The 25,081-nt window shown below is 59.1% G+C and carries 21 protein-coding genes; 13 read left to right on the top strand and 8 right to left on the bottom strand.

Annotated elements, in window-relative coordinates:
• Nucleotides 1-26: 26 nt before the first annotated feature.
• From AC6IY8_RS15395 to AC6IY8_RS15385, 3 genes are all read left to right on the top strand, one after another.
• Nucleotides 27-1,253: a hypothetical protein gene (locus AC6IY8_RS15395; protein ID WP_497775404.1), complete on the top strand. Its 1,227-nt coding sequence runs from the start codon at nt 27-29 to the stop codon at nt 1,251-1,253.
• A 21-nt stretch (nt 1,254-1,274) separates the two neighbouring features.
• Nucleotides 1,275-2,789: a hypothetical protein gene (locus AC6IY8_RS15390; protein ID WP_497778640.1), complete on the top strand. Its 1,515-nt coding sequence runs from the start codon at nt 1,275-1,277 to the stop codon at nt 2,787-2,789.
• Nucleotides 2,790-2,932: 143 nt separating this feature from the next.
• Nucleotides 2,933-3,451: a sunset domain-containing protein gene (locus tag AC6IY8_RS15385; RefSeq protein WP_497775403.1), complete on the top strand. Its 519-nt coding sequence runs from the start codon at nt 2,933-2,935 to the stop codon at nt 3,449-3,451.
• Between the two features lie 95 nt (nt 3,452-3,546).
• Here AC6IY8_RS15385 and AC6IY8_RS15380 read toward each other — a convergent pair whose 3' ends face one another.
• The gene (locus AC6IY8_RS15380; RefSeq protein WP_497775402.1) at nt 3,547-4,758 is read right to left on the bottom strand and encodes a hypothetical protein; all 1,212 of its coding nucleotides are present in this window, start codon (nt 4,756-4,758) and stop codon (nt 3,547-3,549) included.
• Between the two features lie 223 nt (nt 4,759-4,981).
• On the opposite strand from AC6IY8_RS15380, the gene AC6IY8_RS15375 reads away from it, so the two are divergent.
• Nucleotides 4,982-5,269 carry a hypothetical protein gene (locus tag AC6IY8_RS15375; protein ID WP_497775401.1) on the top strand — a complete coding sequence of 96 codons (288 nt, stop codon included), beginning with the start codon at nt 4,982-4,984 and terminating at the stop codon, nt 5,267-5,269.
• 68 nt (nt 5,270-5,337) lie between these two features.
• On the opposite strand, the gene AC6IY8_RS15370 is transcribed toward AC6IY8_RS15375, so the two are convergent.
• Both AC6IY8_RS15370 and AC6IY8_RS15365 read right to left on the bottom strand, forming a co-directional pair.
• Entirely contained in the window at nt 5,338-5,721 is a 384-nt protein-coding gene (locus AC6IY8_RS15370; RefSeq protein ID WP_497775400.1) for a tautomerase family protein, read from the bottom strand.
• 20 nt (nt 5,722-5,741) lie between these two features.
• Nucleotides 5,742-7,019 carry an MFS transporter gene (locus AC6IY8_RS15365; protein ID WP_497775399.1) on the bottom strand — a complete coding sequence of 426 codons (1,278 nt, stop codon included), beginning with the start codon at nt 7,017-7,019 and terminating at the stop codon, nt 5,742-5,744.
• Nucleotides 7,020-7,113: 94 nt separating this feature from the next.
• Here AC6IY8_RS15365 and AC6IY8_RS15360 point away from each other — a divergent pair, with 94 nt between their 5' ends.
• Nucleotides 7,114-7,539: a MarR family winged helix-turn-helix transcriptional regulator gene (locus AC6IY8_RS15360; RefSeq protein WP_497775398.1), complete on the top strand. Its 426-nt coding sequence runs from the start codon at nt 7,114-7,116 to the stop codon at nt 7,537-7,539.
• 81 nt (nt 7,540-7,620) lie between these two features.
• Here AC6IY8_RS15360 and AC6IY8_RS15355 read toward each other — a convergent pair whose 3' ends face one another.
• Entirely contained in the window at nt 7,621-8,406 is a 786-nt protein-coding gene (locus tag AC6IY8_RS15355) for an ATP-binding protein (protein ID WP_497775397.1), read from the bottom strand.
• A 600-nt stretch (nt 8,407-9,006) separates the two neighbouring features.
• On the opposite strand from AC6IY8_RS15355, the gene aceA reads away from it, so the two are divergent.
• Nucleotides 9,007-10,341, top strand: coding sequence for an isocitrate lyase (aceA, locus tag AC6IY8_RS15350; RefSeq protein ID WP_497775396.1), 1,335 nt, complete (start codon nt 9,007-9,009; stop codon nt 10,339-10,341).
• Between the two features lie 279 nt (nt 10,342-10,620).
• Nucleotides 10,621-11,664 carry a hypothetical protein gene (locus AC6IY8_RS15345; protein WP_497775395.1) on the top strand — a complete coding sequence of 348 codons (1,044 nt, stop codon included), beginning with the start codon at nt 10,621-10,623 and terminating at the stop codon, nt 11,662-11,664.
• A gap of 82 nt (nt 11,665-11,746) precedes the next feature.
• Here the strand turns inward: AC6IY8_RS15345 and AC6IY8_RS15340 are convergent, their stop codons facing one another.
• The 3 genes from AC6IY8_RS15340 to AC6IY8_RS15330 all read right to left on the bottom strand — a co-directional run bounded on the left by AC6IY8_RS15340 (nt 11,747) and on the right by AC6IY8_RS15330 (nt 15,370).
• Nucleotides 11,747-13,042, bottom strand: a complete 1,296-nt coding sequence (locus AC6IY8_RS15340) for a cation:proton antiporter (RefSeq protein WP_497775394.1) — start codon at nt 13,040-13,042, stop codon at nt 11,747-11,749.
• A gap of 151 nt (nt 13,043-13,193) precedes the next feature.
• Nucleotides 13,194-14,969, bottom strand: a complete 1,776-nt coding sequence (locus AC6IY8_RS15335; RefSeq protein WP_497775393.1) for a M56 family metallopeptidase — start codon at nt 14,967-14,969, stop codon at nt 13,194-13,196.
• 2 nt (nt 14,970-14,971) lie between these two features.
• A complete protein-coding gene (locus tag AC6IY8_RS15330) occupies nt 14,972-15,370 on the bottom strand; it encodes a BlaI/MecI/CopY family transcriptional regulator (RefSeq protein ID WP_497775392.1) in 399 nt (132 codons plus the stop codon).
• Nucleotides 15,371-15,934: 564 nt separating this feature from the next.
• Between AC6IY8_RS15330 and thrS the strand changes: the two genes are divergently transcribed.
• Nucleotides 15,935-17,944 carry a threonine--tRNA ligase gene (gene thrS / locus AC6IY8_RS15325; protein ID WP_497775391.1) on the top strand — a complete coding sequence of 670 codons (2,010 nt, stop codon included), beginning with the start codon at nt 15,935-15,937 and terminating at the stop codon, nt 17,942-17,944.
• A gap of 118 nt (nt 17,945-18,062) precedes the next feature.
• On the opposite strand, the gene AC6IY8_RS15320 is transcribed toward thrS, so the two are convergent.
• Nucleotides 18,063-18,233 (bottom strand): hypothetical protein, encoded by a 171-nt coding sequence (locus AC6IY8_RS15320; protein ID WP_497775390.1) that lies wholly within the window; start codon nt 18,231-18,233, stop codon nt 18,063-18,065.
• A gap of 216 nt (nt 18,234-18,449) precedes the next feature.
• Between AC6IY8_RS15320 and AC6IY8_RS15315 the strand changes: the two genes are divergently transcribed.
• From AC6IY8_RS15315 to ftsH, 5 genes are all read left to right on the top strand, one after another.
• Complete coding sequence (locus AC6IY8_RS15315; RefSeq protein WP_497775389.1) at nt 18,450-19,094, top strand: gluconate 2-dehydrogenase subunit 3 family protein; 645 nt, start codon at nt 18,450-18,452, stop codon at nt 19,092-19,094.
• Nucleotides 19,091-20,755 carry a GMC family oxidoreductase gene (locus AC6IY8_RS15310; protein WP_497775388.1) on the top strand — a complete coding sequence of 555 codons (1,665 nt, stop codon included), beginning with the start codon at nt 19,091-19,093 and terminating at the stop codon, nt 20,753-20,755. Before AC6IY8_RS15315 ends, AC6IY8_RS15310 begins: the two co-directional genes overlap by 4 nt.
• A gap of 26 nt (nt 20,756-20,781) precedes the next feature.
• The gene (gene tilS, locus AC6IY8_RS15305; RefSeq protein WP_497775387.1) at nt 20,782-22,266 is read left to right on the top strand and encodes a tRNA lysidine(34) synthetase TilS; all 1,485 of its coding nucleotides are present in this window, start codon (nt 20,782-20,784) and stop codon (nt 22,264-22,266) included.
• Entirely contained in the window at nt 22,233-22,790 is a 558-nt protein-coding gene (locus tag AC6IY8_RS15300) for a phosphoribosyltransferase (RefSeq protein WP_497775386.1), read from the top strand. Before tilS ends, AC6IY8_RS15300 begins: the two co-directional genes overlap by 34 nt.
• A 265-nt stretch (nt 22,791-23,055) precedes the next feature.
• Nucleotides 23,056-24,969: an ATP-dependent zinc metalloprotease FtsH gene (gene ftsH, locus AC6IY8_RS15295; protein ID WP_497775385.1), complete on the top strand. Its 1,914-nt coding sequence runs from the start codon at nt 23,056-23,058 to the stop codon at nt 24,967-24,969.
• Nucleotides 24,970-25,081: the final 112 nt, after the last annotated feature.

Raw genomic sequence — 25,081 nt, 5'->3', positions numbered from 1 at the left:
CGGTCATAAGAAATCCGGAGGATGGTTTGCCGCAAAGCACGATGTTTGTCTGGCGCTATCGCCGACTGATTCCAGCCCTGTTCGTAATTTGCTATTTCATGCAGATGACGCCTGCGATGGCGCAGACGCCGCCCCCAACCTCATCCACTCCACCGCCAGCGGCAGGCGCTACTGGGGCCTCCACCCCTATTCGCATGCCGCAGGCGGCGCAAGGCAGCCGGGGAAGTTCCGAGCAGGTCAAGATTGCAAAGCAGGAGGGCGCGGCGGAGTCTGCTGTGCTCGACTGGGTGCTGGCCAACTCTGGTCCGCTGAAGGGCGACGTTCGCGCCGGTCAGTTGCGGGTCGCATTCACCATTACGCCCGCAGAGGGTTGGTGGGACAAGGCTGGCAATGGACGACTGGCTTGGCACGATGCTCCCGATGATGCGGTGCACCTGCGTGTGTTTGTGATGGATATGGTGGATGGCAGGATGGTTCCGGGCCTGACCTTGCGCGCCACGTTGTGCGATGAGAATGGAAACGAGCAGTCGGTTCCACTCGATTTTGGCTGGTATCCGCTGATCAACGCCTATGGCGGCAACGTGCCGATGGATACAGACGGCAACTACACGCTGCGGGTCACGGTGGAGGAAGTGAACGGAGCGCGCGAGGGTTCGCCTGCGGAGCGCACGACCGTGGCCGAGTTTGCAGCGGTGCCGATTGCGCTCGAGTCCGTACCGCAGATTCCGCTGGCGACTGCAACAGATTACGTCAACGAAGCCGAACTGCTGAAGCCATGCAACGCCGCTCTGAGCGCGGCGATTACAGCCATGTGGCAGCAGTCGGCCGCCGGAGCGGAGAAGCCATCGGGCGACTATTTCGTCGCTTACTCTCTGGACTCGACCGAGGTGGCTCTTGATGTGGCGGGAGCCAAGCTGCATCCGAAAAAGCTGATCGATTTCTCGGGCAAGCAGAATGTGCGGCTCTCAATTGTGCCGCGCGACTCGCGCACCGGACGCCTGATTCCCAACCTGAAGCCGCAGGCAAGCCTCATCGCTCCGGATGGAAAGACGTACGGCCCGGGCGAGATGCCGCTGCTTTGGCATCCCTGGATTAATCGCTATGAGCGCGAGACTCGCATCACGCACAAGGCGGTATATAAGCTCCGCGTACATTTCGAAGCGCCGGGATTCCGCCGCTGGGGTCGCGAGAGCGAACGTTTCGCGCTGCCCGCAGATGCTGAGTTCGAGAACGTTTCGCTCAAAGCAGAATAAGAGGATGACGCGTTGAGTGCAGTGCAGACGCCCGAGGAAATTGCCGCGCTTCTCGCCGACTACGTCGCAGAAAATCCGATGGCAGTGGTGATCGAAGACGGCAAGGAACTGTTTGACTTCACGCACGCGCACTACACGGCCACTCCGGAACGCGACCGCTGCCTGCTGGAAATCTGGTCGGAAGAGCGGAATGTCGTGCGCCGCGCGATAGCTGCGGAAATCAAGAACGGAATCCTCAAGCTCACAGTTACACGATTCGGACAGACGCGCCCAGCGCGGCTGGAAATCTGTTCGAAAGCCGAACGGCGGTCTCCTTCTGCATTGAAGGCGATGAGGGCGGCGTATCAGCGCACGCTGGAACGCGCACTGCTGGCGCAGTTTCCAGGGTGGACGCTGGATCGACTCACCACCTCGGCTGACCTCGAACACTCCTTTGGTGCCGTGTGTGCGCGCGGCCTGCTGCGTCGTGGGCAGGAGCGCCTGGCCGTGGTGGGCTGTGGCGAAGGCGAGTTGCAAACCACAATCGACAACGCGGTGGCGGTCGCAATTCTGTGGCTCGATTATTGTCGCGAAAATCTTTCGGCGAAGTCGCATGTTGGTGGAGTAGCGCTCTTCGTTCCCGCCGGACGTGAGGCGACGGCGCAGTTACGGATGTCGCATCTGAACCGCGAGGCAGCACAGTGGCGCTTGTTTGCCCTCGCTGAGCACACGGACCAGGCCGAGGAACTCGATCTTGCCACCGAGTTGAACATCTCATCGCAACTCGTGCGTTGCCTCAACCGCGAGCAAACGCTGGAACGATTTCGCAAGTCGGTGGATCGAATGAGAGCGTTGTGCCCAAAGGTGGAGGCGGTGGCGCAAAGCTCATCGTCAGTGAGCTTCCGGTTTCATGGACTGGAGTTTGCGCGTGCGACGATGGAGCCGGACGAGCACTTCCGCATTGCAGAGCGAATCGTTTTCGGCGCCGCGCCAGCAGAATATGAATGGAACGACCAGACCGAACCCCTGCTGCGCCAGTTGATCGAACGCTTGTTGCAGAAGCGCGTCGGCCGCGATCACACGCATCCTTTCTATCGGCTGCAACCCGAACGCTGGCTGCAGTCGGTGGTGGAGCGCGATGTTACATTGCTGGACGGGCGGCTTGACTCTGCGGTGCTGTACCCGCAGGTGCCTGCCTTTGCCGCCGGAGATCGTGCAGTCATCGACCTGCTAGGAGTCACGCGCGATGGCCGCCTGGCGGTGATCGAACTCAAGGCCGCCGAGGATTTTCATCTCCCCGTGCAGGGACTCGACTACTGGGCCCGCGTGCGTCAGCATCAGCGGCGAGGTGACTTCGCAAAGTACGGATACTTTCCAGGGCGCATGCTTTCCGAGCGCGATCCTATTCTGATTCTCGCGGCGCCGGCCTTGCATGTTCATCCTGCTACGGCAACCATGCTGCGATATTTCTCTCCTGAGCTGGACTGGAAGCTGGTAGGGCTCGACGAACGCTGGCGCGACGGCATCCGTGTTGTGTTTTCGAAACAGCGCGAGTAAGCAGATCGTACTCACCAATAGGATTGTTGCCGCATTCAGCACAGGCCCGGGTTTTGCCTTAAAGAAGCTGGCCTGAGGCCACCCGCGTTGATTGTGCGCATCCAACCAGAGCGCCACTTCCGACCACACTTAGGAGAAGATGTATGCCGAAACGACTATTAGCCGTACTCGGAGCACTGGCACTCGCCGTTTCAATGAGCGCGGCCCAGAGTTCCACGCAAACGAATCAGAGCGGCACGAATGCGCAGACAAACCAGGGTAGCTCAAGCGCACAATCGAATCAGGGCAGTAACGCCAATCAAAACCAACAGGCGACGACCACTAAGAAGAGCCGCAAGAAATCCAAAGACGCAGCCGCCAACACGAATGCGACAACCGGCAACACGGGTTCAATGAGCAGCAGCTCAGGGACGACAAGCAGCAACACCGGTTCCAGAAGCAACAGCAACGCCGGTGCGATGGCCAATGACGCGTCTGCTGGCAGCGCAAATTCGGCAGTGGGCGGCGGAGATCGCGTGTGGGTCAACAAGGACACAAAGGTTTATCACAAGCCCGGCGACCGCTGGTATGGCAAGACAAAGAATGGCGAGTACATGAGCGAAGCCGACGCGCAGAAGAACGGTTATCGCGAAGCCAAGCACGGCGCGGCAAAACAGCAATAACGTAGATTGAGGAGTATCGATGTTTGCAGGACGGCTTGATCTGGGGCTGGCGTGGGCCGGCCCTTTACTTATGCGCGTGAAGTTGCGGGGATGCGCTACAGGCCGGCCTCTTTGCTGCGAAAGACCCAATAATCTCCCGCCGTCTCGCTTAGGTCGCCTGCCGGCTTTTCACCCTTAAGCACGCGACGCACGGCGCGTACCACACGGCGCATGGGCAGGGCGCCGTGTTCATCTTCGAAAAAGATCTCGCCAACCTTGTTCGTTCGATAGTACCAGCGCTTGAGAATCGCGAGGTGCTCCATCCACTCCTGCGCGCTCGTGGGTGCCGTAGGCTCAACAGTTGCGAGCAGTTGATTGATGCGCGCCTCCATGCTTTGCGGATGAGTCGCGGTTTGCGCCCCGGTTTCGGCTGAATGCACGACGCGTTCGCGAAGGTCGAGTGCCACCGGCGAGTGCAGCATCCCGCCTGCAATGCGAAACAGTTCGATGTGCCCTTCAAGATGCGAAGGCTGGAGCATCAGTCCGTTGAGGCGGTCGATGCGATGAACGATCTCGGCGACGCGAGTCTGCACCGTCTTGAGTTTCTCGAGCGTGGCATGCGCTGCAGCGGCGGCTTCGAACTCGAGGCGTTCACTGGCCTCATCGCGCGCCCGGCTGATTTCTACGACCAGCGAGTGTCCTGCGCTTTCGAAAAAACGTTCGACGCGTCGGGATTCCTCGGCGTAGCGCTCGTCGGTACAGCCCTTGAAACAAGGCGCGAGACACATCTTCATTTCGGAGTAAACGCATCCGGGGAACGCCGGATCCGGCGCGAGCTCGTCGGTGCAACGCCTTAGCAGAAAGAAGTCCAGCGAATCGTTGGCATACTGTTCGGCCTCGGCACGCGAGGCGAAAGGTCCAAAGTAGACACCTCCACCGCGCAACGAGCGGATGCGCGAGGTGACAGCAACGCGAGGATAAGGATTCGACAGCAACAAATGAATGAGAGGCGCGGGCCTCAGATGAAGGCGGTCGGAATACTTCTGCGGAAACTCGGCGCGAAGCAGACGATACAGCGCGACGCCAGCTTCGAAGTCTCCGCCCACAGGCTGGTACTCGACGACGGCCACGCGATCGCGCAGAGACAGGCGGCGTCCCTCGGCTTCACCGAGCAGTCGCTGAAGACGGCGACGCAGATTCGCTGTTTTGCTGACGTAAGGCTCTGCCCGGGCCTGCGGCGGACGCAGCGCGAACACTGCGGGCGCGGCAGGCAGCGCGGCAAAAAATTCCTCGTCACGCTCGGCATCGAACTCGATACGGGTCAGCACAGCGGACAGTTTATCGCGAACCGTGCATGGGTTGGGAGAAGGTGTGTGTATTCCGAATTTCGCCGGATCGGGATTTTCTCTACGTCCGTGCAAAAGAAATGATGGCCAACGCCGCGCCTGCCGATATAGATTGTGACGCTGCGAACAATTCCAGACGGAAGTAAATCACTGCCGAGCTGTCTCGAGGTTTGGCACACTACGCGCATTAAGGAGTGTGGGTGGAATGCCAGTTGTAACCATGCCGTTACGGAACGTGACCGCCAGGAAGAGCCTGGCTGCGACTCTGCGCGAGTTGTGCCGCTTCCTCACATCGTTTCCTAAGATCCAGATGAGCGAAGAAGAATGTGAGGCGTTGGCCGTGGCCGCCGTGAACGGTCATGCAGAAGCCGAGTTCATGATCGGCAGCGTTTTTGATGCGGCGGATGAGCCTGAGCACGCCAAGGAATGGTATCTGCGATCGGCCAGCAAGGAATATCTTCCCGCCATGCTGCAGCTTTGCGCATTGCGATAATCTGAGAAATCAGAAAGCCCCGAGTCGCCTCGATGCGGGGCTTTCATTTATCTACATTTGTGAATACTTCATTGCACGTACTGCGCAACGCCATTGCCGAATGACCAGTCCTGTTTCTGGACCTCGACAAGACTGATGAATACGTCCTCCCGACGTAAGTTCAATTCCTCGTGCAACCCGTCCGCCACGGCTTTGTAGAACTTCTGCTTCACATCCGTAGCGCGTCCGGCGTTAAGTGTGATTTGAATGAAGACGCAGTCGTCTGTGCGTTCCACGCCAAGATAGCGTCGGTCAAAGAGAAGTTCCGAGGCCGGGTGCTCGGTGATGACCTGGAAGCGATCATCCTCAGGGACGTTCAATGTCTCGCGCATTGCTCGATACACGACATCTCCAATGCGTGCGCGATAGTCGGTGGATTTTCCTTCACGAAGATCAATTCGAACGAACGGCATACGTTTTCTCCATTTCTAAATCAGTCTGCTGCAGCAGGGGCGCTAACAGGTATTCGCGCTTCGAGCGCTCGGCCGGTGAACAGGAAAGTAAATCCGGTCAGGAAGCAGATGGTGCCGGAAATCCAGAATGCAGCGCTGTAGTCGCCGAGCATGGTCCGAATCGATCCCGCGCCAAACGCCGCCAGTGCTGCGCCGAGTTGGTGGGCGGCCCCGATCCAGCCATAGATGACGCCGGCGTTCTCGCGGCCAAAAGCATCGGAGGTGAGGCGCACGGTGGGCGGCACGGTGGCGACCCAATCAAGTCCGTAGAAGATGGCAAACCAGTTCAACTGGTTCTGTCCGTGCGAGAGCGTGTGCGGCAGGAAGAGCAACGACAACCCGCGCAGCAGGTAATAGGCAAAGAGCAGATATCGGCTGGAGAATCGATCACTCAGCCATCCTGAGGCCGTGGTGCCCACGATGTCGAACACACCCATCATGGCGAGCAGTCCTGCGGCGCGAACCTCAGGGATTCCGTAGTCGTGGCAGGCTGGTATGAGATGCGTTCCGATTAGCCCGTTGGTGCTGGCGCCGCAGACAAAGAAGCTTCCGGCGAGCACCCAGAAGGCAGGCGAGCGGCGGGCGTGATCGAGCGCTTGTAGCGGAGTGAAAGCAGGGGGCGCCGGTTGCAGGGAAGCGCTCGATTCGCTGCTGCCGTAGCGTCCTAAATGCAGGTCGGCAGGTCGCTCGCGCATGAAAGCCAGCACGACGAGGAAGACGATGGCTGCCGATGCGCCAACGGTGAGAGATACGCTGCGCCATCCATGATGCTCGAGCATGCGGGCGAGTGCAGGCAAAAAGAGAAGTTGTCCTGTGGCATTGGCCGCGGTGAGCGCGCCGAGTACGGCTCCGCGATGGCGATCGAACCAGCGATTGGCAATGACGGCGGCAAGCACGAGAGAGGTGACTCCCGTGGCCGAGCCCACGCACACTCCCCAGAGCAGAATGAGCTGCCATCGAGAGGTCATCAGCGTAGTTGCTGCAACAGATGCGCTCAGCAATGCGAGCGCGCACAGCACTAACCGGCGCAATCCCCAACGCTCCATCAGCGAGGCCGCAAAAGGGCCGATCAATCCGAAGAGCGCGAGATTAATGGCAATGGCGACGGAGATCGCAACGTTCGTCCAGCCGAACTCGGACTCCAGCGGAACCATCAACACGCCGGGAGTAGCGCGGATTCCTGCTGTTACCAGCAGCACGAGGAAGGTGACGGCGGCCACCACCCAGGCATAGTGAAAATGTGAGTTTCTCAACTTCATGGTTTGAACCTGCCGTCGAACACGCCCGTTGAACCGCGAGAGTGGTGATGCTAGCATGAATGATGTGTACACATCAAAGAAGGATTCCGGACTTTTGGTTTCACCCTGTGCCTGCACGACGGTGAAGAAGCTCTCGCGCATTCTTGGGCGCAGGTATGACCAGGCACTTGCGCCTTCGGGGATTACAGTGACGCAGTTCGCGGTGATGCGCAGCATTCGACGTCACAATGGTGAGCCGCTGGCGCGGGTTGCCGATGATTTGGAGATGGATCGCACATCGCTCTATCGTGCAGTGACTCCGATGGAGCGCGAGGGTTGGGTAAAGCTGGCCGCGGGCAGTGATGCGCGCTCGCGCTCTGCAGTGGTGACGGCAAAAGGCGAGCGGGTGCTTGCAAAAGCGGTCGAGCGCTGGGAACAAGTGCAGTCGAAACTGATCGAAAGCTTCGGGAAATCGGAGTGGGGCAGGCTTGCGGAGGAGTTGAAGAGGCTGGGGCAGTGCGCGAACACCGCAACCAACTAGTCGGTACCGTACTGGTCAAACAGCAGGTCTGTACACATCACAGCAAGAACCTTGACCCAAATGGGTGCGCAAACAAGAGCGCTAGCGCAGGCTGGCGCTCTTGTATTTCATGCGGAAGTCTTCGCCTTCGACTCGTACGACGCGGCACATTTCATGGAGGCGCGAGCGCATGCGTTCTCCAATGCGATCGCCGAGAGTTTCTTCGCGTGATGCGCGTACCGCGCGGCCCTCGGGGATTTCTGTCCCGGCCGGAGGCAGGTCTTTGTAATTCGTCGTAATGATCGTAGTGCGCTTGTCGTTGTAGCGGGTGTTGAGAATGTGCGAGACGGTGTCCCAGACCCATTCGGTCGGCTTGGCTGCACCGAGTTCATCGAGTATCAGAACGTCGGCGTCAAACACTGGCCGCAACACTTCCATCTCGGTGACCTGCACGGAGGCGTTGTACGAGTTTTGAATCTGCTTCAGAAGTTCGCGATAGTCATAGAACAGGCACCCGGTGTTTTTCTGCGCGATCAGTTCCTTGGCAATGCCGACGGCAAGGTGCGTCTTGCCGCAGCCGATGGGGCCGGTGAGCAGCAGTCCTGCGCTCTCAATGGGGAACTCTTCGACGAAGCGCAGCGCTGCCATGTGGGCCGAGGCCAGCGAGCGGAAGGGGCCTTCATGCTCGAAATTCGATAGCTCGCAGTGAAGATAGCGGCGAGGAATGCGGGCAGCGTCAAGCAATCGCCCACCCTGCTGTCGGCGGATGCATTCGCAACGCGTAGCCTGCTCGACGGTGCGGCCCTTGTGTTCGCGTGCCACCATGTGCCACCCCGTGCCGTTGCAGATCGGGCAGGGGGTCTCGGCGGTTGAGTTCGGATTCGGCATACAAAAAGCTTGAGGCACGCTGGCCCAATTATCAAGAGCCAAGCTCGGGCAAACCACTCAAGGCCTGTGGGGAAATTCTGCAAAAGTCGAAAGAAATATCTAGCAAGCAGCCAAAGAACACCTTCGCGTAGCACGCGAACAGGCGAAAATATTCTCGCCACCATCTGGCGAACGAAACAGTCATAACATCTGCAACCGTCAATCAGACCTGTGCATCTGAAGGCAGGAATGCGCGTGGACTAACGCAGTTCCGGCGCGCGGGACCCCAACGAACGACCCTATAGACCTCTGGCCCCAGGCATTGTGGGCTCTCCCTCGGAACCGGCGTCAACCAACGCCGCGTTCGAAAGTTCGAATTTCAGGACTGAACCTTGCCCGAAGTGTGAACAGGCGCACGACCCTGTAAGTCGAAATATTCAATTTACGTATTGCCAGGTGCTCGCAATTCCGCGGCGCTCAGGCACGGCTGACCACGTTTGGCGAAGGAAAGCGCTGTACGAAGGGCATATCCAGCAGCAGCTTATTTGCGGTTGCAGCACAACTTGCAGCAAGACATCAATCATCTCAGCATCGAAGTTTTACAAAAGGGGAGCAACGACAGTGACTGCGAACAACAACGGCTTCGACATCACACATACCTGGAACACGGATGCGCGCTGGAGCGGCATTGAACGTCCCTATACGGCAGAGGACGTGAAACGCCTGCGCGGCACCATTCACATTGAACACACCCTGGCCCGCCTCGGCGCCGAACGGCTATGGAAGCTGATGCAGACCAGCAGCCACATCCCCGCCCTGGGCGCGATGACGGGAAATCAGGCCATCGAAATGGTGGAAGCCGGACTGGAAGCCATTTACGTAAGCGGGTGGCAAGTCGCGGGCGACGCCAACAGTGCCGGGCAGGTTTATCCCGATCAAAGTCTTTATCCATCCGATTCGGTACCTCAGCTCTGCCGTCGCATCAACAATGCACTTCTGCGGGCTGACCAGATCTGGCATCAGGAAGGCAAGAACGGCAAGCATTGGCTCGTTCCACTGGTGGCCGACGCCGAAGCGGGTTTCGGCGGAACCTTGAACGCATTCGAACTGATGAAGGGCATGATCGAGGCGGGCGCCGCCGCGGTGCACTTCGAAGATCAGTTGAGCTCGGCGAAAAAGTGCGGACACATGGGCGGCAAAGTCCTGGTGCCGACACAGGAGGCGATTCAGAAACTGGTTGCGGCACGACTCGCTGCTGACGTCTGTGGTGTGCCGACCATCATCATCGCCCGCACCGATGCCAACGGAGCAAAACTGCTCACCAGCGATATTGATCCTGCCGATGCCCCGTTCCTGATCGGGCAGGAGCGCACCAGCGAAGGCTTCTACCGCATCAAGAGCGGGCTCGACACGGCGATTGCACGCGGCCTGGCCTACGCACCTTATGCCGACATGATCTGGTGCGAGACCAGCGAGCCGAACATCGAGGAGGCGCGCCGATTTGCCGAGGCCATCCACGAGCGGTTCCCCGGAAAGATGCTCGCCTACAACTGTTCGCCATCGTTCAACTGGAAGAAGAAGCTGGACGATGCAACGATTGCGAACTTCCAGAATGAGCTGGCGGCGATGAATTACAAGTTCCAGTTCATCACCCTGGCTGGCTTCCATGCACTCAACTACTCGATCTTCGACCTGGCGAAGGGCTACAAGCAGAACGCCATGTCGGCTTACTCGGTTCTGCAGGAAAAAGAGTTCGCAGCCGAGAAGGATGGCTACCGCGCCATCAAGCATCAGCTCTTTGTCGGCACCGGATACTTCGACGACGTGGCGCAGGTGATTGCCGGAGGCGAGAGCAGCACGACCGCCTTCCACGGCTCCACCGAGCAGGAGCAGTTCCATGGCGTGGAGTGCGCCCGCGTGGAGTGCGAGCGCCGCATTCCGGTAACCAGAAAATGATGTAGTTCTCTTCCCGCTCCGAAGAGCCCGGTCCTCCATGGGGCCGGGCATTTTTGTGAGTAAAGGGACAACAGCTTTCCTTTGTCGTGGGAAAACATTTTCCACTACGGTGTGCGACTCCCTGCAGAGCTTTGTGCCGAAGTCGGAGCGAAATAAGGCGCAAGACGCATTTTCAATAACTTAAACAAAGCAGCTACTTTGGAACGCTACTCGCAAGTTGTGGCCCTGTAGGACTAAGCAGTGCAGAAACTTCTAAGCAGTCCTTCGAGGGGAATTCCGATGCGCCGTTTCGCTTTTAGTCTTCTCGCTATCGCGTTTCTGTGCAGTTTCGCATTTGCCGGTGATGACGTGCAGTCGAGTGTCACGAGCGTGACACCCACTGCAATCGTCACTCCTAATGGGCAGGGAGCTATCTCGCCCGGCCGCATTTCCATTCTTTATACGGTCGTTGCTAACCAGTTCCCAGCCGGGTACTTCGGCTCCTTCACGCTGAACCTGAAGGATATTGAGACCAGCACCAAAAACCTTCCTTCCTATCCGACGACGCTCACATTGAACCAGACGGGAAGTACGCAGGTGACGCTAACGCCTGCTGCCTCCAGTTTCACTGTGACTGGGGCCGGATGGACAGGATCGACCGTGGTCAGCATTTATATTCCTACGGAAGCAGTTGCCAACAACACTACTGATGGCAGCACGCTGGTTGGTAATCTGAATGCCTCTGCTGGCGACCCCCATCTAGGGACAAACACTTCGGTCCAAGTGAAAGTCAAGCTGGTCGTGCCGAAAGCTACGACATGCCTTAACGTTTACAACTTCGCGACCGATCAGGATTTCACACAGATCCTGAGTTCGGTGCAGGTGAATGTGAACCGGAAGGGCACCATCGTTGCCACCAATCCGGGCCAGCTTTCCGACAACCTGCTCGTGGTGAACACCTGCGGCACCACTGAAACCTTCGACGCCAAGATATCGCTCGATACGCACTGGGAAACGAATCCGGCCAACAATCCGGGCAATGCGGTATTCACCTTCAACACCACGGGCGAGATTGACGAGACCTCGTTCAACATCTCGGCCTTCGGCAGCGGCACGCCGCAGGGTGAGAACACCTGCGTGCAGAATATCTCGGTTGCTCCGGGTGACACGTTCCTGCTCTCCGTGCACACGGGAATCATCCGCCAAAGTGCATCCTTGCTGAGTGCAAACACGTTTAACTTCGGCGCAGGGCTCTATGGCGTTGGCACCGCATGTTCAGGAACTCCGGACGCAATGGCCGGCCCGAACCCGACGAGCCTTACGCTGCCGTTCACCACGTTTTAGGAAAGGGAAAACCAGCCCTTCCCTTCTTCAGGCAGGTGCTCCTTACCCAGACATAGGAGCACCTGTTTTCTTGTGTCTCAAATCAGGCAGCTGAACGGCTCTCCCCCGGAACTACCACGGAAGACTCCGCAACATCTGGTGTGCTCAGCAATGGCCACCCTTTGCGCAACACATAGTCGAGCCACGCACCCGCGACCTGCGACGTCAACACAGCGGTCAGTACAAGCGTGGTGTAGAACCTTGGGCTGATGATTCCGGCATCGAATGCCACGCTGGCAAGCACAATACCGGGGCCGCCACGCGCGTTGGCCGTAATGGCGAGGTTGATGAGATCCAGTCCTCTAAATCCTGCAAAGCGCCCCGCAAGCGAGACGGAGATGATCTTCACCACGCAGCTGCCAATTAGAAAGACAGCGAGCATCTTGAGCGAGAGCCCGTGCACGAGGTCCAGCTTCAATCCCACGATGGCGAAGTAAACGGGAATGAAAATCGCGAAGGACACCTTGCCAATCGCCTCGAGAGCTTCGGCAAATAGCTGGCGTTTCTTGTGCACCACGGCAAATCCGGCGAGGAAGGCGGCGAAGACTAGGCTTACGTCCAGCGCCCCGGCCAGGGCACAGTAGGCGAGCAACACGGCAATGGCATAGGCCACGGGAGATTGCCGGGCAATCACGTTTAACCGCGCCTTGTTGATGCGCTTGACCACACGCGGCACGATTGTGAGTCCAAGGACGAAAAACGCGACGGTCGTTGCCAGGTGCCACGACATTGCACGCACGTTCAGCGCGGTCTTTCCTGCGATGGAGGTCGCAACTGCAAGCGCCAGCCAGAGCACGATGTCCTCAAGCACGGCGACGCCAAGCACCAGTCGCGCAAAACGCGTGTGCAGAATCTTGAGGTCGGCAAAGATCTTCGACACCACGGGGACCGACGTTACGGCCACTCCGACGGCGAGCACGATGATCAGCGAGATGCGATTGCCGGTTGGTCCGGCGAGGGCCGGATGCAGCAGCCGCGAGCCAAACATGATGCCGAGTACGAAAGGAATTCCAGTGCCGAAGATCGTCAGCCAGCCGACTTCACGGCGCTCTTCGCGAGTAAAGAGCTGGCGAGTTTCGGCCCCAGAGAGGAACATCAGCAGCAGAAGGCCCATCCAGTACACGAAACTCAGCACCGTGCCTTCGTGCTTGATCGCTTCCATCAGCGGCGCCGCCACGGGAAGGCGCCCGATCAATGCCGGGCCAAGAATAACTCCAGCGACGATCTCGCCGATGACCTTCGGTTGGCGCAGCCTTACGAATACAGAGCCCAGAAGCTGGGCGAGACCCACCAGCAACAAAAGAATGAACAGAATAGAAGTCAGTTCCGAGTTCGACACCGAGGCGCTCCTGCTGCATAGGATGGCTTTTCGAGAGCAGAGTTTGTCAGCCTAGGTGTTCGTTACGAGCTCGGATTGCGTGGCAAAAAGAATGGGAGCGCACGTGTCAAACGTGCAACTCCCAAGTGAGCGATAGTGCGACTGCAACGGACTAGTGCGCAGGTTGAATCTTCATCTGCTCCTGCCTTAGCTGTTCCATTGCTTTCTCGATGTCCCGCTTGAATTCGCCGCTCTGCAATTTCTTCTGCAGTTCCTCCATGTTCCGCTTTATCTCCTCGTTGCGAGCCTGGAACGCCTGATCCGTCGCCTGCCTCCGCGCCTCGGCAATCTGCTTCTGGAACTGCTCGCTCTTCAGGAATTCCATCTGCTTCTTCATCTCTTCACTGCGGAGAATCGCCATCTGCTTCCTGAATTCCTCGCTCTGCACCGTGAGTTCCCGTGCGTGCTGCTGAATTTCGGCAATCTGCTTCTTGAACTCGGGGCTTTCGAACTGCTTTTTCATTTCCTCCAACTGGCGCTTGAACTCCGCATGCGTTGTGGGGTCGGGAAAGTTCATTGGCATCTCGACCGCGCTCTGCTGTTGCTCTCCGCCAGGAGCCGGGGGCGGCGGCATTTGCGCCAGATGCTGTGCGCTTGGCTTCTGCGGCAATGCTGGAGCGGCTGGCGGCAGAACCGGTGCCGGGGCCATCTGCGGCGCAGCCGGTGCGGCCGGGGCAGCTACGACCGCCGCCTCGGATGGCGCAGCAGGCGATGCCGGGAGGGCAGGCGTCGCAGGTGGGGCAACGTCCGCTGGCGCATTGACCGGTGCCGGCGCTGCCTGTGCATCTTGGGGCGCGTTCGACGATTGCGGGGCGGCCATGATTGGCGTCACGTGGAAGATGGCGGCGATCACGATGGCCGAAGCCATTGCCGCAGCGCCGCAGGCGAGGCGGGCCAGCTTCGCCCGCACACTCATAACAGATTTTGTTTCCATCAATCGCATGACCCGCTCCTCGAGTGTGTTTTTACTGAAAAGTCCAACCGCCTGTGCGCGCTCGGCCAAATGGCTGACGCCGATCATCTTCTGCGCCATGGCTACCAGGCAGCGCGCGTAGCCCATCTCCGAGCACATCTCCTGCGCGGCAATCGCGTCGCATATCATTTCGCGCGTGTGGCGAATGCGCCGCTCTACAGTTCGTATGACCGGGTGCCACGCCACCGGCAGCGATGCGACTTCGCAGATGAAATTGGCCAGGTAGTCGTGCCGGCGCACATGCGCCATCTCGTGGCAGAGCGCGGCTCGCACCTCGCTGTCAGAGTGCCGGGCGAAGTTGCGCGGCAGCAGAATCGTAGGCGAGAGGGCTCCCACGACTACCGGCGACACAACGGCGTCCGACTGGCGAACCGGCGGCAGCTTCGTCCATTCACCGCTGGCTGATTGGACACTCTGCAACTTGCGCCTCAGCAGGCTCTCGGTAATGGGCGAGAGCGGCTGCGATGCGTTCACAAGCTGGCGCGCCGAATACCATGCGTAACCGAGGCGCATGATCCCGAAAACCATGAGCGCGATGTAAACGACCGTGACTGCATGCATGGTGCCGCTGCTGATGTGCACATTGCGAATGCGCGCAGGGATCCGCGTCCATCGAGAACTCTCCGCGAGTCGCGGAGGTGGTTCTGGGGTAGCCACAGCTTCGACGACCGCAGGCAATGCCATCGCGCTGCGGAGTTCGTCGGCAGTGATCGAAGCAGCCGCGCCGTCGCCAGCGTCGCTGTTCATAATGCCGCGCAACGGAAGCAGCACAGCCAAGGCAAGTACCGCGAGCCAAATGCAGTGCTGTGCGGCGGGTGAGGCCTTCAGTGCGCGAATCAGCAGCCATCCACCAGAGGCGAGCAGCGGAATCTGCCATAGCGCATTCAGGATGTACTCAAGCAGTGCGCGTTCCATGGCTAGCCCTCCTTTGCGTCGTCGCGATCAGCCGCGGCCAATCGATGTGCAACACGCTCGAGTTCTTCGGCGCTGATCTGGCGAGTATCGACCATGGCCATCAGCAATGCCTCAGTCGAGCCGCCGAACATGCGCTTCACCAGATCATGTACGGCGGAGCCAGCCGCCCGTTCTCGGCTCACAATCGGCTGATAGCGATAAGCACGGCCCTCGGCAATCCGCTTCACTTTACTTTTTCGGAACAGCACGTTAAGCATCGTCTGCACGGTGGTGTAGGCAGGATCTCCCGGCAGCTTGGCTTGCACATCGTTCACCGTGCTTGGCCCCTGTTCCCAGAGCACCTGCATGATCTGCAACTCCAAGGGCGTCAAGGTTTGGTTCGACTTCGCTTTTCCTCTCACGTCTATCTCCTAAAGCTTTCGTAGATGAGACGCCCGAAATCGAAAAAGGTCAACTAAGTTTTTAGGAGATGAGGTCAAAATATTTCTTGGTGCCCGGTTTTCGGTGTTTTGGATAGCTATTCACGCCTGTTCTGCTCTCCGCTCTATCTCTCACAACCGTGGAGCTCTCAGCTGATTCGGAGTAAATTGCTGACGGTGAGGCTACCAACCCTCATCGGCGCGGTTGTTCCTTGAGCAGGAGTACGAAGGTTGATCTATAAGGCCATTGAGAAGTTATTCGACAGACTTCCCATGTGGGCGAAAGTGTCTTGCGCAGCACTCACGATTGCTGGGAGCATTTACTACATTCGTGAGTACGGCTTTTTCAATTTTCTGCTGCGCGTGATTTTCAGCCCCTAACATCTGTTGAAACGCCTTGAACAGGGGCACCACTTGTATTCGAGCCGGTAGAATCCGTTTTGCGAGATGTTTCCTTGTTTGCTTCTCCTGATCGAACTCTTTAGACTTAAGACTCCAATAATTTCCGGCATTGCGCACTTGTAAGCGCGAGCGGAGACCTACCCTATGTCTGATATTAAGGTTCAACTCCCCGACGGCAGTATTAAAGAAGTTCCTAAGGGCACCACCGCCCTCGACATCGCGAAGTCTATTTCGCCCCGGCTGGCCGACGCCGCATTGGCCGCTAAAATCGCGCCACTCAATGCATCCGGCAACGGAGGCGGGGGGACGGCGACCGCAGTAGCCGAAGAAGAAGGCACGCTCGTCGATCTCACCCGTCCCATCGAAGAGGATTCGCAGCTCCGCCTGCTGACCGACAAAGATCCCGAGGCGCGGCAAGTTTTCCATCACTCCTCGGCTCACCTGCTGGCGGCCGCCGTGCTGGAACTCTTCCCTGAGACGAAGCTCGGCCACGGTCCGGCGACCGAGAACGGATTCTTCTACGACTTCCTGCGCGAGACGCCCTTCACTCCCGAAGACCTCGAAAAAATCGAGGCCAAAATGAAGGAGATCGTCGAGCGCAACGAGCCCTATGCGCGCGATTTCCTGAACCGCGATGAGGGATTGAAGCGCTTTAAGGAAGAGGGCGACTTCATGAAGTGCCATTTCATCGAGCAGTTCACCAGGCCCGATGAAAAGATTTCGCTCTACCGCACTGGAAAGTTCGTCGATTTCTGCCGCGGGCCGCACATTCCTTCCACCGGCAAGATCAAGGCTTTCAAGCTGCTGAACATTGCCGGTGCGTACTGGCTTGGCAAGGAAGGCAATCCGCAGCTCCAGCGCATTTACGGCACCTCGTTCTACTCGAAGAAAGAGATGGACGAGTACATGAAGCAGCTTGAGGAAGCCAAGCGCCGCGACCATCGCGCCCTGGGCAAGCAGCTTGATCTGTACTCCATTCAGGAACTCGCTGGCCCGGGACTCATCTTCTGGCATCCCAAGGGCGGCTTGATCCGCACCATCATGGAAGACTGGCTGCGCGCCGAGTACCTGAAGCGCGGCTACTCGCTGGTGTTTACGCCGCACGTGGCGCGACGCGCCCTGTGGCAGACCTCGGGTCACGAAGGCTTCTACGCCGAGAACATGTTTGACACCATGGAGCTCGACGACGCCGAGTATCGGCTCAAGCCGATGAACTGCCCGTTCCACATCCTGATCTACAAGGACCAGCTCCGCTCCTATCGCGACCTGCCGGTGCGTCTGGGCGAGCTCGGAACGGTGTATCGCTACGAGCGTTCCGGCGTGATGCATGGCCTGATGCGCGTGCGCGGCTTTACCCAGGACGATGCTCACATCTTCTGCACGCCGGAGCAGATCGAGGCCGAGGTCGAGGGGTGCATAGATTTCGCCATCAGCGTGCTCCACACCTTCGGCTTCCAGGAGTTCCAGGTCGAGCTCTCGGCGTGGGACCCCGAGGATCGCACGCACTACGTCGGCTCGCCCGAGCAGTGGGATCTTGCACAGAATTCGCTCAAGACGGTGCTCGAGCGCAAAGGGATTCCGTACAAGTTCATCCCTGGCGAGGCTGCGTTCTATGGTCCAAAGATCGACGTAAAGCTGGTCGATGCCATTGGAAGACTTTGGCAGCTTTCGACCGTGCAGTTCGACTTCAACCTGCCCAAGCGTTTCGAACTCGAGTACGTGGGCGAAGATGGACAGCGGCATCAGCCTTTGATGGTGCACCGCGCGCTCTACGGTTCGGTCGAGCGCTTCTTCGGAGTGCTGATCGAGCACTATGCCGGAGCTTTCCCCGTGTGGCTGTCGCCGACGCAGGTTTCGGTGATTCCAATCGCCGAGCGCCACATCGAGTACGCCAACAAGGTGGGCGATGCGCTCAAGGCAATCGGAGCGCGTGTCGAGGTGGATGGACGCAACGAAAAGATGAACGCGAAGATTCGCGAACATGCGTTGCAGAAAGTGCCATTCATTCTGGTCGTGGGCGATAAAGAAGCGGAATCCGGTGAGGTCAACGTGCGTGTGCGCGGCCAGGAAAAGGCGGAGGGCACCGTAAAGGTCGAAGCCTTTGTCGATCGCGTCAAGCGGTTGATCGAGTCGCGCAGCACCAAGCTCGACTAGATCCATTGGTTCGAAGCATAAAAAGGGGCAGGCCTTGTGGTCTGCCCTTTCGTTATGACCGTCTTATGAATGCCGGGGGAATGTACAAAGGTTAGGGGACCGTTCGGTCCGTTGTTTGTCAGTAATCGTCGTCTTGATCCTCATCCCAAACCAGCAGTGAGGCCATTTCCAGCGGAGCGACCACACGGTCGGCATGTACCGTGGCTGGTGCCGCGATGCACTGCTCATAGCTGGGAGGTACAGGTGGCCGCCATTCGCCGAAATCCTTGTCTATTGGCTCTGAATCCACGGGCGTAATTTCCTCCAGATACATCGTGCAGCAAATCGTGCAACCTTGGCGTGCAATGATTCGCAGGAAAAACAGAGCTGTTCCGTTTTGGAAATCAGGGTTCGATTCGGTGCTCCAGATTGCGCTTTCCTAGTGGTTGTCCGGTGCAGCTCGTCGTGATACGCTCTCCGGCATTCTTTGGCCGCTGTGGGGACGGCCGCGAATGCGGATGTGAGTATGGGCAACCTCTATTCCAGGCGAGCTTTTCTGGTGCGCACTGCAATCGGTGTGAGCGGCGCGCTGCTTGCTTCCGTCACTCCCGAACAGCTTTTTGCCGCACATGAACATGCGCAGAAGGCGGCCGCCACCGGTGCGCCGCTACGGTTTCTCACGCCCGAAGACGCGGCGGACGTGAAGGCCTTCGCCGCGCAGGTGATTCCTATGGATGAAACGCCGGGCGCTGCGGAAGCCAATGTCGAATACTTCATCGATCATGTTCTGCTCGAGCTTGAACCATCGGCGCAACCGCGATTCCGCGAGGCTTTGGCGGAGTTGAACAGCCTCGCGCTGAAGACCGTAGGGTCGCCCAAGCGCTTCGCCGCCCTTCCTCCGGCACAGCAGATGGACGTCATCGCCTCGCTGGAGAAGATGCCGGACAAACCCAGAGCCGACATGCTGGGTAGCTTCTACGGCATTGGCAGCAACAGCTTCCACGTCCTGCGTTCGCTGGTCATCGCCGGATTCCTCAGCGATCCCGCGCTCGGCGGAAACAAGGATGGCATCGGCTGGAAGCTCATCGGATTCGACGCGGAGCCCACGCACGAGCCGCCATTCGGCTACTACGATGCCGAGTTGCTCAAGCATCCGGAGGCGAAGTCATGAGTGGGATTCCTGCCCAGCCGCGCTACGCGCAAAAAGATGCCGTCGATTTCCTGATTGTTGGCGCCGGAGCAGCGGGAGGCATACTCGCAAAGGAGCTGGCTACCAGCGGATTTGGTGTCGTCGTGCTTGAGCAGGGGCCGTACCTCACCGAGAGCGACTTCACTCATGACGAGTTCAGCCAGTTGCAACTCGGCAAGCTGGTGAACCACGACCAAAAGCAAACCTTCCGCTCCACCGAAGCTGAAACTGCGCATCCTGTACTCTCGCTCATTTACGGACGCATGGTGGGCGGCGGCACGGTCCACTTCACAGGGAACTACTGGCGGCTTCACGAAATCGATTTCATCGAGGCGAGCAAGAAGGGAACGATCGCAAAAACCGGCCTTGCCGATTGGCCAATTCGCTATGCCGACCTCGAACCTTATTACACCAAGGTTGACTGGGAGATCGGTGTTTCGGGCGACGCTGCGGCCAATCCATTTGAGCCTCCCCGCTCGAAACCCTATCCCATTCCGCCTATGCCCGTGAAGTCTTCGGGCGTACTGTTCGAGCGTGGCGCGCGCAAGCTGGGATGGCATCCTGCGCCTGCGCCTCTGGCCATCCTGTCTCAGCCCTTCAACGGGCGCAGTGGATGCATGCACTGTGGCTTTTGCGAGTTCTACGGCTGCGAGATGGGTGCGAAGTCGAGCACGCTGGCCAGCATGATCCCTTTGGCGCTCGCCACAGGGCGCTGCGAAATCCGTCCGCTGTCGACCGTGAGTCGCATTGAGACCGACGCAAAAGGCAGAGCGACGGGAGCGGCATACTTCGATGCGCAGGGACGCGAGAAGTTCCAGCGTGCCAAGGCCGTAATCGTCTCAGCCAATGGAGCGGAAACGCCGCGCCTGCTGCTAATGTCGGCCAATCGGCAGTTTCCGCACGGGCTCGCGAACTCCAGTGGTCTCGTCGGGCGCTATCTAATGTTCAATTTCGGAGCTTTTGCCGCGGCCACCTTCGAGCACCCGCTCAACGATTACCGCAGCGTGGCCGATACGCGATTGATTCACGACTTCTATGAGATCGATCCCAAGCACGGCTTCTACGGTGGAGGCGGCATTGACGCCCGCTTCGACGTCGGCCCCGTTGTCTTTGCCGAGGCAGGGCTCTCCCCCGACACTCCGACCTGGGGGCGAGAATACAAGCGAGCGCTGGCGCGGAACTTCACTCGAACCATGTTCACCTTGTGCCACTGCACGTCGCTTCCACTGGACACGAACAACATCACGCTGGATCCCACGCTCAAGGACAAGCACGGCCTTCCCGCTATCCGCGTCACATATAAAGATCATCCCGACGATCTGAAAACCGGCGCATTCCTGCAGGCCCGTGCGCTCGAGATCCTCGACGCCGCTGGAGCGGAGAAGAAATGGAGTTTCCCGGTCGAGCACTCCACCTCGGCAGTGCACCTGCTGGGGACCTGCCGCATGGGCAACGATCCCCGCACGAGCGTGATCGACCCTGACAATCGCACCCACGACATTCCGAACCTGTACCTGTGCGATGGAAGCAGCTTTGTGACCTCCGGCCGCGGACAGCCCACGATGACCATCCAGGCGCTCGCCTTCCGCGCAGCCGACCGCATCGCGGCCGCCGCACGCAAAGGCGAGATACCTCATGCCTGAGCCGCTTCCTCCGCTATGATGTTCGGGTGCTGAAGACTCTGGAACGCTACATCCAAAAGCATGGCCTGATGCACGCGGGCGAGCGCATCGGTGTGGCTGTCAGTGGTGGAGCCGATTCCGTCGCGCTTCTTCGCGCTTTGGCCGAACTGGCGCCGGCCTTCGGTATCGTGCCTTTCGTGTTGCATCTGAATCATCGCCTGCGCGGCGCTGATTCGGACGACGACGAGCGCTTTGTCTCCGAACTCGCATCGCAACTGGGGCTCGACTGCGAAATCGAGTCGCAGGATGTGGGGTCACTCGCATCGCTGCTTCATCTGTCACTCGAAGCCGCGGGACGTCGTGCCCGCTACGCTTTCTTTCAGCGAGCGGCGGCCGACCTTCATCTTGATGCCGTCGCCACGGCGCACACACGCGACGATCAGGCGGAAACCGTCCTGCTCCGCCTGCTGCGTGGTGCGGGGACAAGCGGGCTGGCGGGCATTCATCGCTCGCTGCCACTATCGGAACTCGCGCCTGCGGCAGTGCCGGAAGAAGATGTACAGGAAGATGCGACTTCGCAGCAGGTTCGCCTCATCCGCCCGCTTCTCACGACTTCGCGTCAGCAGGTCGAGGACTATCTGCGCTCGCTCGGGCAGCCGTTTCGGCAGGACGCCTCGAACTCCGATCCGCGTTTCCTGCGCAATCGCGTGCGCGCCGAGTTGCTTCCTGCGCTCGAGCGCGATTACAACCCGGCGATTCGCGAAGCCTTGTGTGAGACAGCCGAGATCGCAGCGGCAGAAAACGACTACCTCGAAGGAATCGTCTCGGCGTATTTCGTGCCCGATTCCGGCACTGTCCCGCTACCCGCGTTCCAGAAGTTGCCCCTTGCGTTGCAGCGTCGGGTGCTGCGCCGTCTGTGCCAGTCGCACAGCTTGGCACTTGATTTTGCGCACCTCGAACTGATGCGCGAGTTTGCGCTGGCCTTGCGTGCAGGGCGGTTGCCGCTCGTGCGTGGATTCCAGGCAGAGGTAGTCCGGAAGAAGAATGCTTCGCCGTCGCTGGTGCTGCATCCTCCACAAGGGGCTGCCCCAGCTTCGGAGTACTCCATCGAACTCGCGATTCCGGGCTGCGTCACCATTGCCGCGCGGGGTGGAGCGGAGATTTCTGCATCTTTGCTGGATTGGCATCAAGCAGAGCTGGCGTATAATTCCGTCACCTTGCTGGATCGCTCCCGGGCTGGCAAGTATCTGGCGGTTCGCAACTTACTGCCTGGAGATCGTATCCGCATCCTGCATTCAAGTGGTGAACGCAAAGTGACCCGACTCTTGCAGGATTTAGCTGTACCGGCCACCGAACGTCGAAGCTGGCCTGTAGTTCTCGCCGCCGGACGCATCGTCTGGGTGCCCGGTTTGCCGGTTGCCGCAGAGTTTGCGTGGTCGCCGGGGCAAGGCGAGGCAGTCATGCTGGAAATGTGCAGTCGAGAGGACAGGGCATTCCAATGGCGAGACAAACCATCGAAAAGCACGACTTAGTAATCTCTGAAGTGCAGTTGCATGACCGGATCGCCGCCATGGGGCGCCAGATTTCGCATGACTACCAGGGCCGAATCGTGCATTGCGTGGGGATTCTCGACAGCGCGTTTGTTTTTGTCGCTGACCTCGTTCGTGAAATCGATTGCCCCGTACGCTGTCAATTCGTAAAGCCCTTCACCCGCGAGATCATCCATCACAGCACGGCCACGCGCGAAATCTTCTTCGCGCCCGAGGTGGACGTGAAGGGTGCTCATGTCCTGCTCTGCGAGGGCATTCTCTCCAGCGGTCAGACCATCGATTTCCTGATTCGGAATTTCAAGGCGCGTGGCGCGGCTTCGACCGCGCTCTGCTGCCTGCTCAACCGCGAGTCCGACCGTCGCGTGCATGTCGATGTCTCCTACTGCGGTTTTGAAATTGGCCCGCAGTGGCTCGCTGGTTACGGTCTGGGCACGCCGACCGAGTACCTCGATCGCAATATTCCGTTTATCTACGCCGTTCCCGAACACCGCTTGTCAGGCCATTGAGAAGTAGCGCGTTCGCGGCGAGAGATGTATACTCTTTGATTAACGGGATACCCATCTAACGTGCTTCTCTGATCTGGTATTTTCATCAGTCACTTCAGTGGTTCACTCAGGCGGCGTGGGGTCGCTTTCGGTACCGGATTTATAAAAAACGGGTAAAATCCGAGGGGTGCGGGAAAAACCTGATTCCAGCTACGTGGACGGGCATCTAATCGGGTGAGGCAGTCTCGTCAGAGGCTTTTTCCGCCTTACACATAGGAGCTTTTTGGTGAATTCGACCGTCAAGCAAGTGGTTTTCTGGCTCGTGATCCTTCTTTCCGGCGTGTTGCTGTGGTCGGTTGTTAAGAACAACAGCAGCGGCGTGAAGGACCGCGAAGTCAACTTCTCGCAGTTCTTGGCCGAGGTAGATCAGGGCAAAATCAAGGACGTAACCATCTATGGCCAAGAGGTGCGCGGCAACTATCGCGACGAGAAGGCGGGCTTCCACACCACCGTGCCGGCGAACTACTCCGACATGTACAAGAGCCTTCGCGAGAAGGGCGTAAGCGTCAACGTTAAGGACGTCAGCGGCGGCGGTTGGCCGAGCTGGCTGTTCCAGATGCTGCCGCTGGTCGTCATCCTCGGTCTGTGGTTCTTCATGATCCGCCAGATGCAGTCAGGCGGCAACAAGGCGCTGTCGTTCGGCAAGAGCCGTGCGCGCCTGCTCTCCATGCAGCAGAAGAAGGTGACGTTCAAAGATGTCGCCGGCGTGGATGAGGCCAAGGAAGAGCTGCGCGAGATCATCGAGTTCCTGCGCGAGGCGCAGAAGTTCCAGAAGCTGGGCGGACGCATTCCCAAGGGCGTACTCCTCGTCGGACCTCCGGGCACCGGCAAGACTTTGCTGGCGCGCGCTGTTGCCGGCGAGGCCAATGTGCCTTTCTTCTCTATCTCTGGTTCGGATTTCGTTGAAATGTTCGTTGGCGTCGGTGCAAGCCGCGTCCGCGACCTATTCGAGCAGGGCAAGAAGAATGCTCCTTGCATCATCTTCATCGACGAAATCGACGCCGTGGGCCGTCATCGCGGTGCCGGACTCGGCGGTGGACACGATGAGCGCGAGCAGACGTTGAACCAGTTGCTGGTGGAGATGGACGGCTTCGAATCGAACGAAGGTGTCATCCTCGTCGCCGCGACTAACCGTCCCGACGTCCTCGATCCCGCTCTGCTGCGTCCCGGCCGCTTTGACCGCCGCGTGGTGGTTGCCCGTCCTGACGTGCGTGGCCGTGAAGAGATCCTTCGCGTACACACCCGCAAGATTCCTATTAACGATGACGTCGATCTCTCGATCCTTGCCCGTGGCACACCGGGCTTCAGCGGTGCCGACCTGGCCAATATGGTCAACGAGGCCGCCCTGCTCGCCGCGCGCCAGAACCGCAAGACGGTGCTGATGTACGACTTCGAACTCGCGAAGGACAAGGTGCTCATGGGCGCCGAGCGCAAGTCCATGATCCTGACCGACGAAGAGAAGAAGATCACGGCCTATCACGAGGGTGGACACGCCTTGGTGGCCGCCAAGGTCCCGCACGCCGATCCGTTGCATAAGGTGACGATCATCCCGCGCGGCATGGCCCTGGGCGTCACCATGCAGTTGCCCATCGATGACAAGCACAACTATGACCGCATCTATCTTGAGAGCCAACTGGCGATCATGATGGGCGGCCGCGTCGCCGAGGAAATCTTCCTGCAGACGATGACTACCGGCGCCGGAAACGATATCGAGCGCGCCACGGAAATCGCCCGCAAGATGGTTTGCGAGTGGGGCATGAGCCAGCTTGGTCCGCTGACCTTCGGTAAGAAGGAAGAGCAGATCTTCCTGGGCCGCGAGCTCTCGCAGCATCGCGACTACTCCGAAGAGACCGCTCGCGAAATCGACGCCGAGGTTCGCCGGTTCATTGACTCCGCCTACAAGACGGCGTTCGATGTGCTCGACGGCAATCGCAGCGTTCTTGAGAATATCGCGCAGGCACTGCTTGAGCGCGAAGTCCTCGACTCGGCCGAACTGCAGATGATCATTGCTGGCAAGACGCTTCCTGCCCGCGTGCAGAATCCGCCTGCCGACGATTCTGGTTCGGTGCAGCAAGTACTCCGTCCGGAGCCCAGCCGCCAGCCGGGTCTCAGCCCGGGTGAGCGTCCAAGCCCCGCATAGCTCGTTTTGCAACACGATACAAAGGGTGGCCCTCGTGGCCACCCTTTTCCGTTCTCTTTCCTGAACGCTTCTTCAGCCATGTCGGAATTCGAGCAAACGTTACGGTCCATTG

This window comes from Koromonas soli (genome assembly GCF_059726265.1).
This window is presented reverse-complemented; position numbering and strand designations above follow the sequence as displayed.

Coding starts and splice junctions, on each gene's coding strand:
- AC6IY8_RS15385 (WP_497775403.1), top strand. CDS start 2,933: ATGCCGAAACGACTATTAGCCGTACTCGGAGCACTGGCACTCGCCGTT.
- AC6IY8_RS15375 (WP_497775401.1), top strand. CDS start 4,982: ATGCCAGTTGTAACCATGCCGTTACGGAACGTGACCGCCAGGAAGAGC.
- AC6IY8_RS15370 (WP_497775400.1), bottom strand. CDS start 5,721: ATGCCGTTCGTTCGAATTGATCTTCGTGAAGGAAAATCCACCGACTAT.
- AC6IY8_RS15365 (WP_497775399.1), bottom strand. CDS start 7,019: ATGAAGTTGAGAAACTCACATTTTCACTATGCCTGGGTGGTGGCCGCC.
- AC6IY8_RS15355 (WP_497775397.1), bottom strand. CDS start 8,406: ATGCCGAATCCGAACTCAACCGCCGAGACCCCCTGCCCGATCTGCAAC.
- AC6IY8_RS15345 (WP_497775395.1), top strand. CDS start 10,621: ATGCGCCGTTTCGCTTTTAGTCTTCTCGCTATCGCGTTTCTGTGCAGT.
- AC6IY8_RS15335 (WP_497775393.1), bottom strand. CDS start 14,969: ATGGAACGCGCACTGCTTGAGTACATCCTGAATGCGCTATGGCAGATT.
- thrS (WP_497775391.1), top strand. CDS start 15,935: ATGTCTGATATTAAGGTTCAACTCCCCGACGGCAGTATTAAAGAAGTT.
- AC6IY8_RS15315 (WP_497775389.1), top strand. CDS start 18,450: ATGGGCAACCTCTATTCCAGGCGAGCTTTTCTGGTGCGCACTGCAATC.
- AC6IY8_RS15310 (WP_497775388.1), top strand. CDS start 19,091: ATGAGTGGGATTCCTGCCCAGCCGCGCTACGCGCAAAAAGATGCCGTC.
- AC6IY8_RS15300 (WP_497775386.1), top strand. CDS start 22,233: ATGGCGAGACAAACCATCGAAAAGCACGACTTAGTAATCTCTGAAGTG.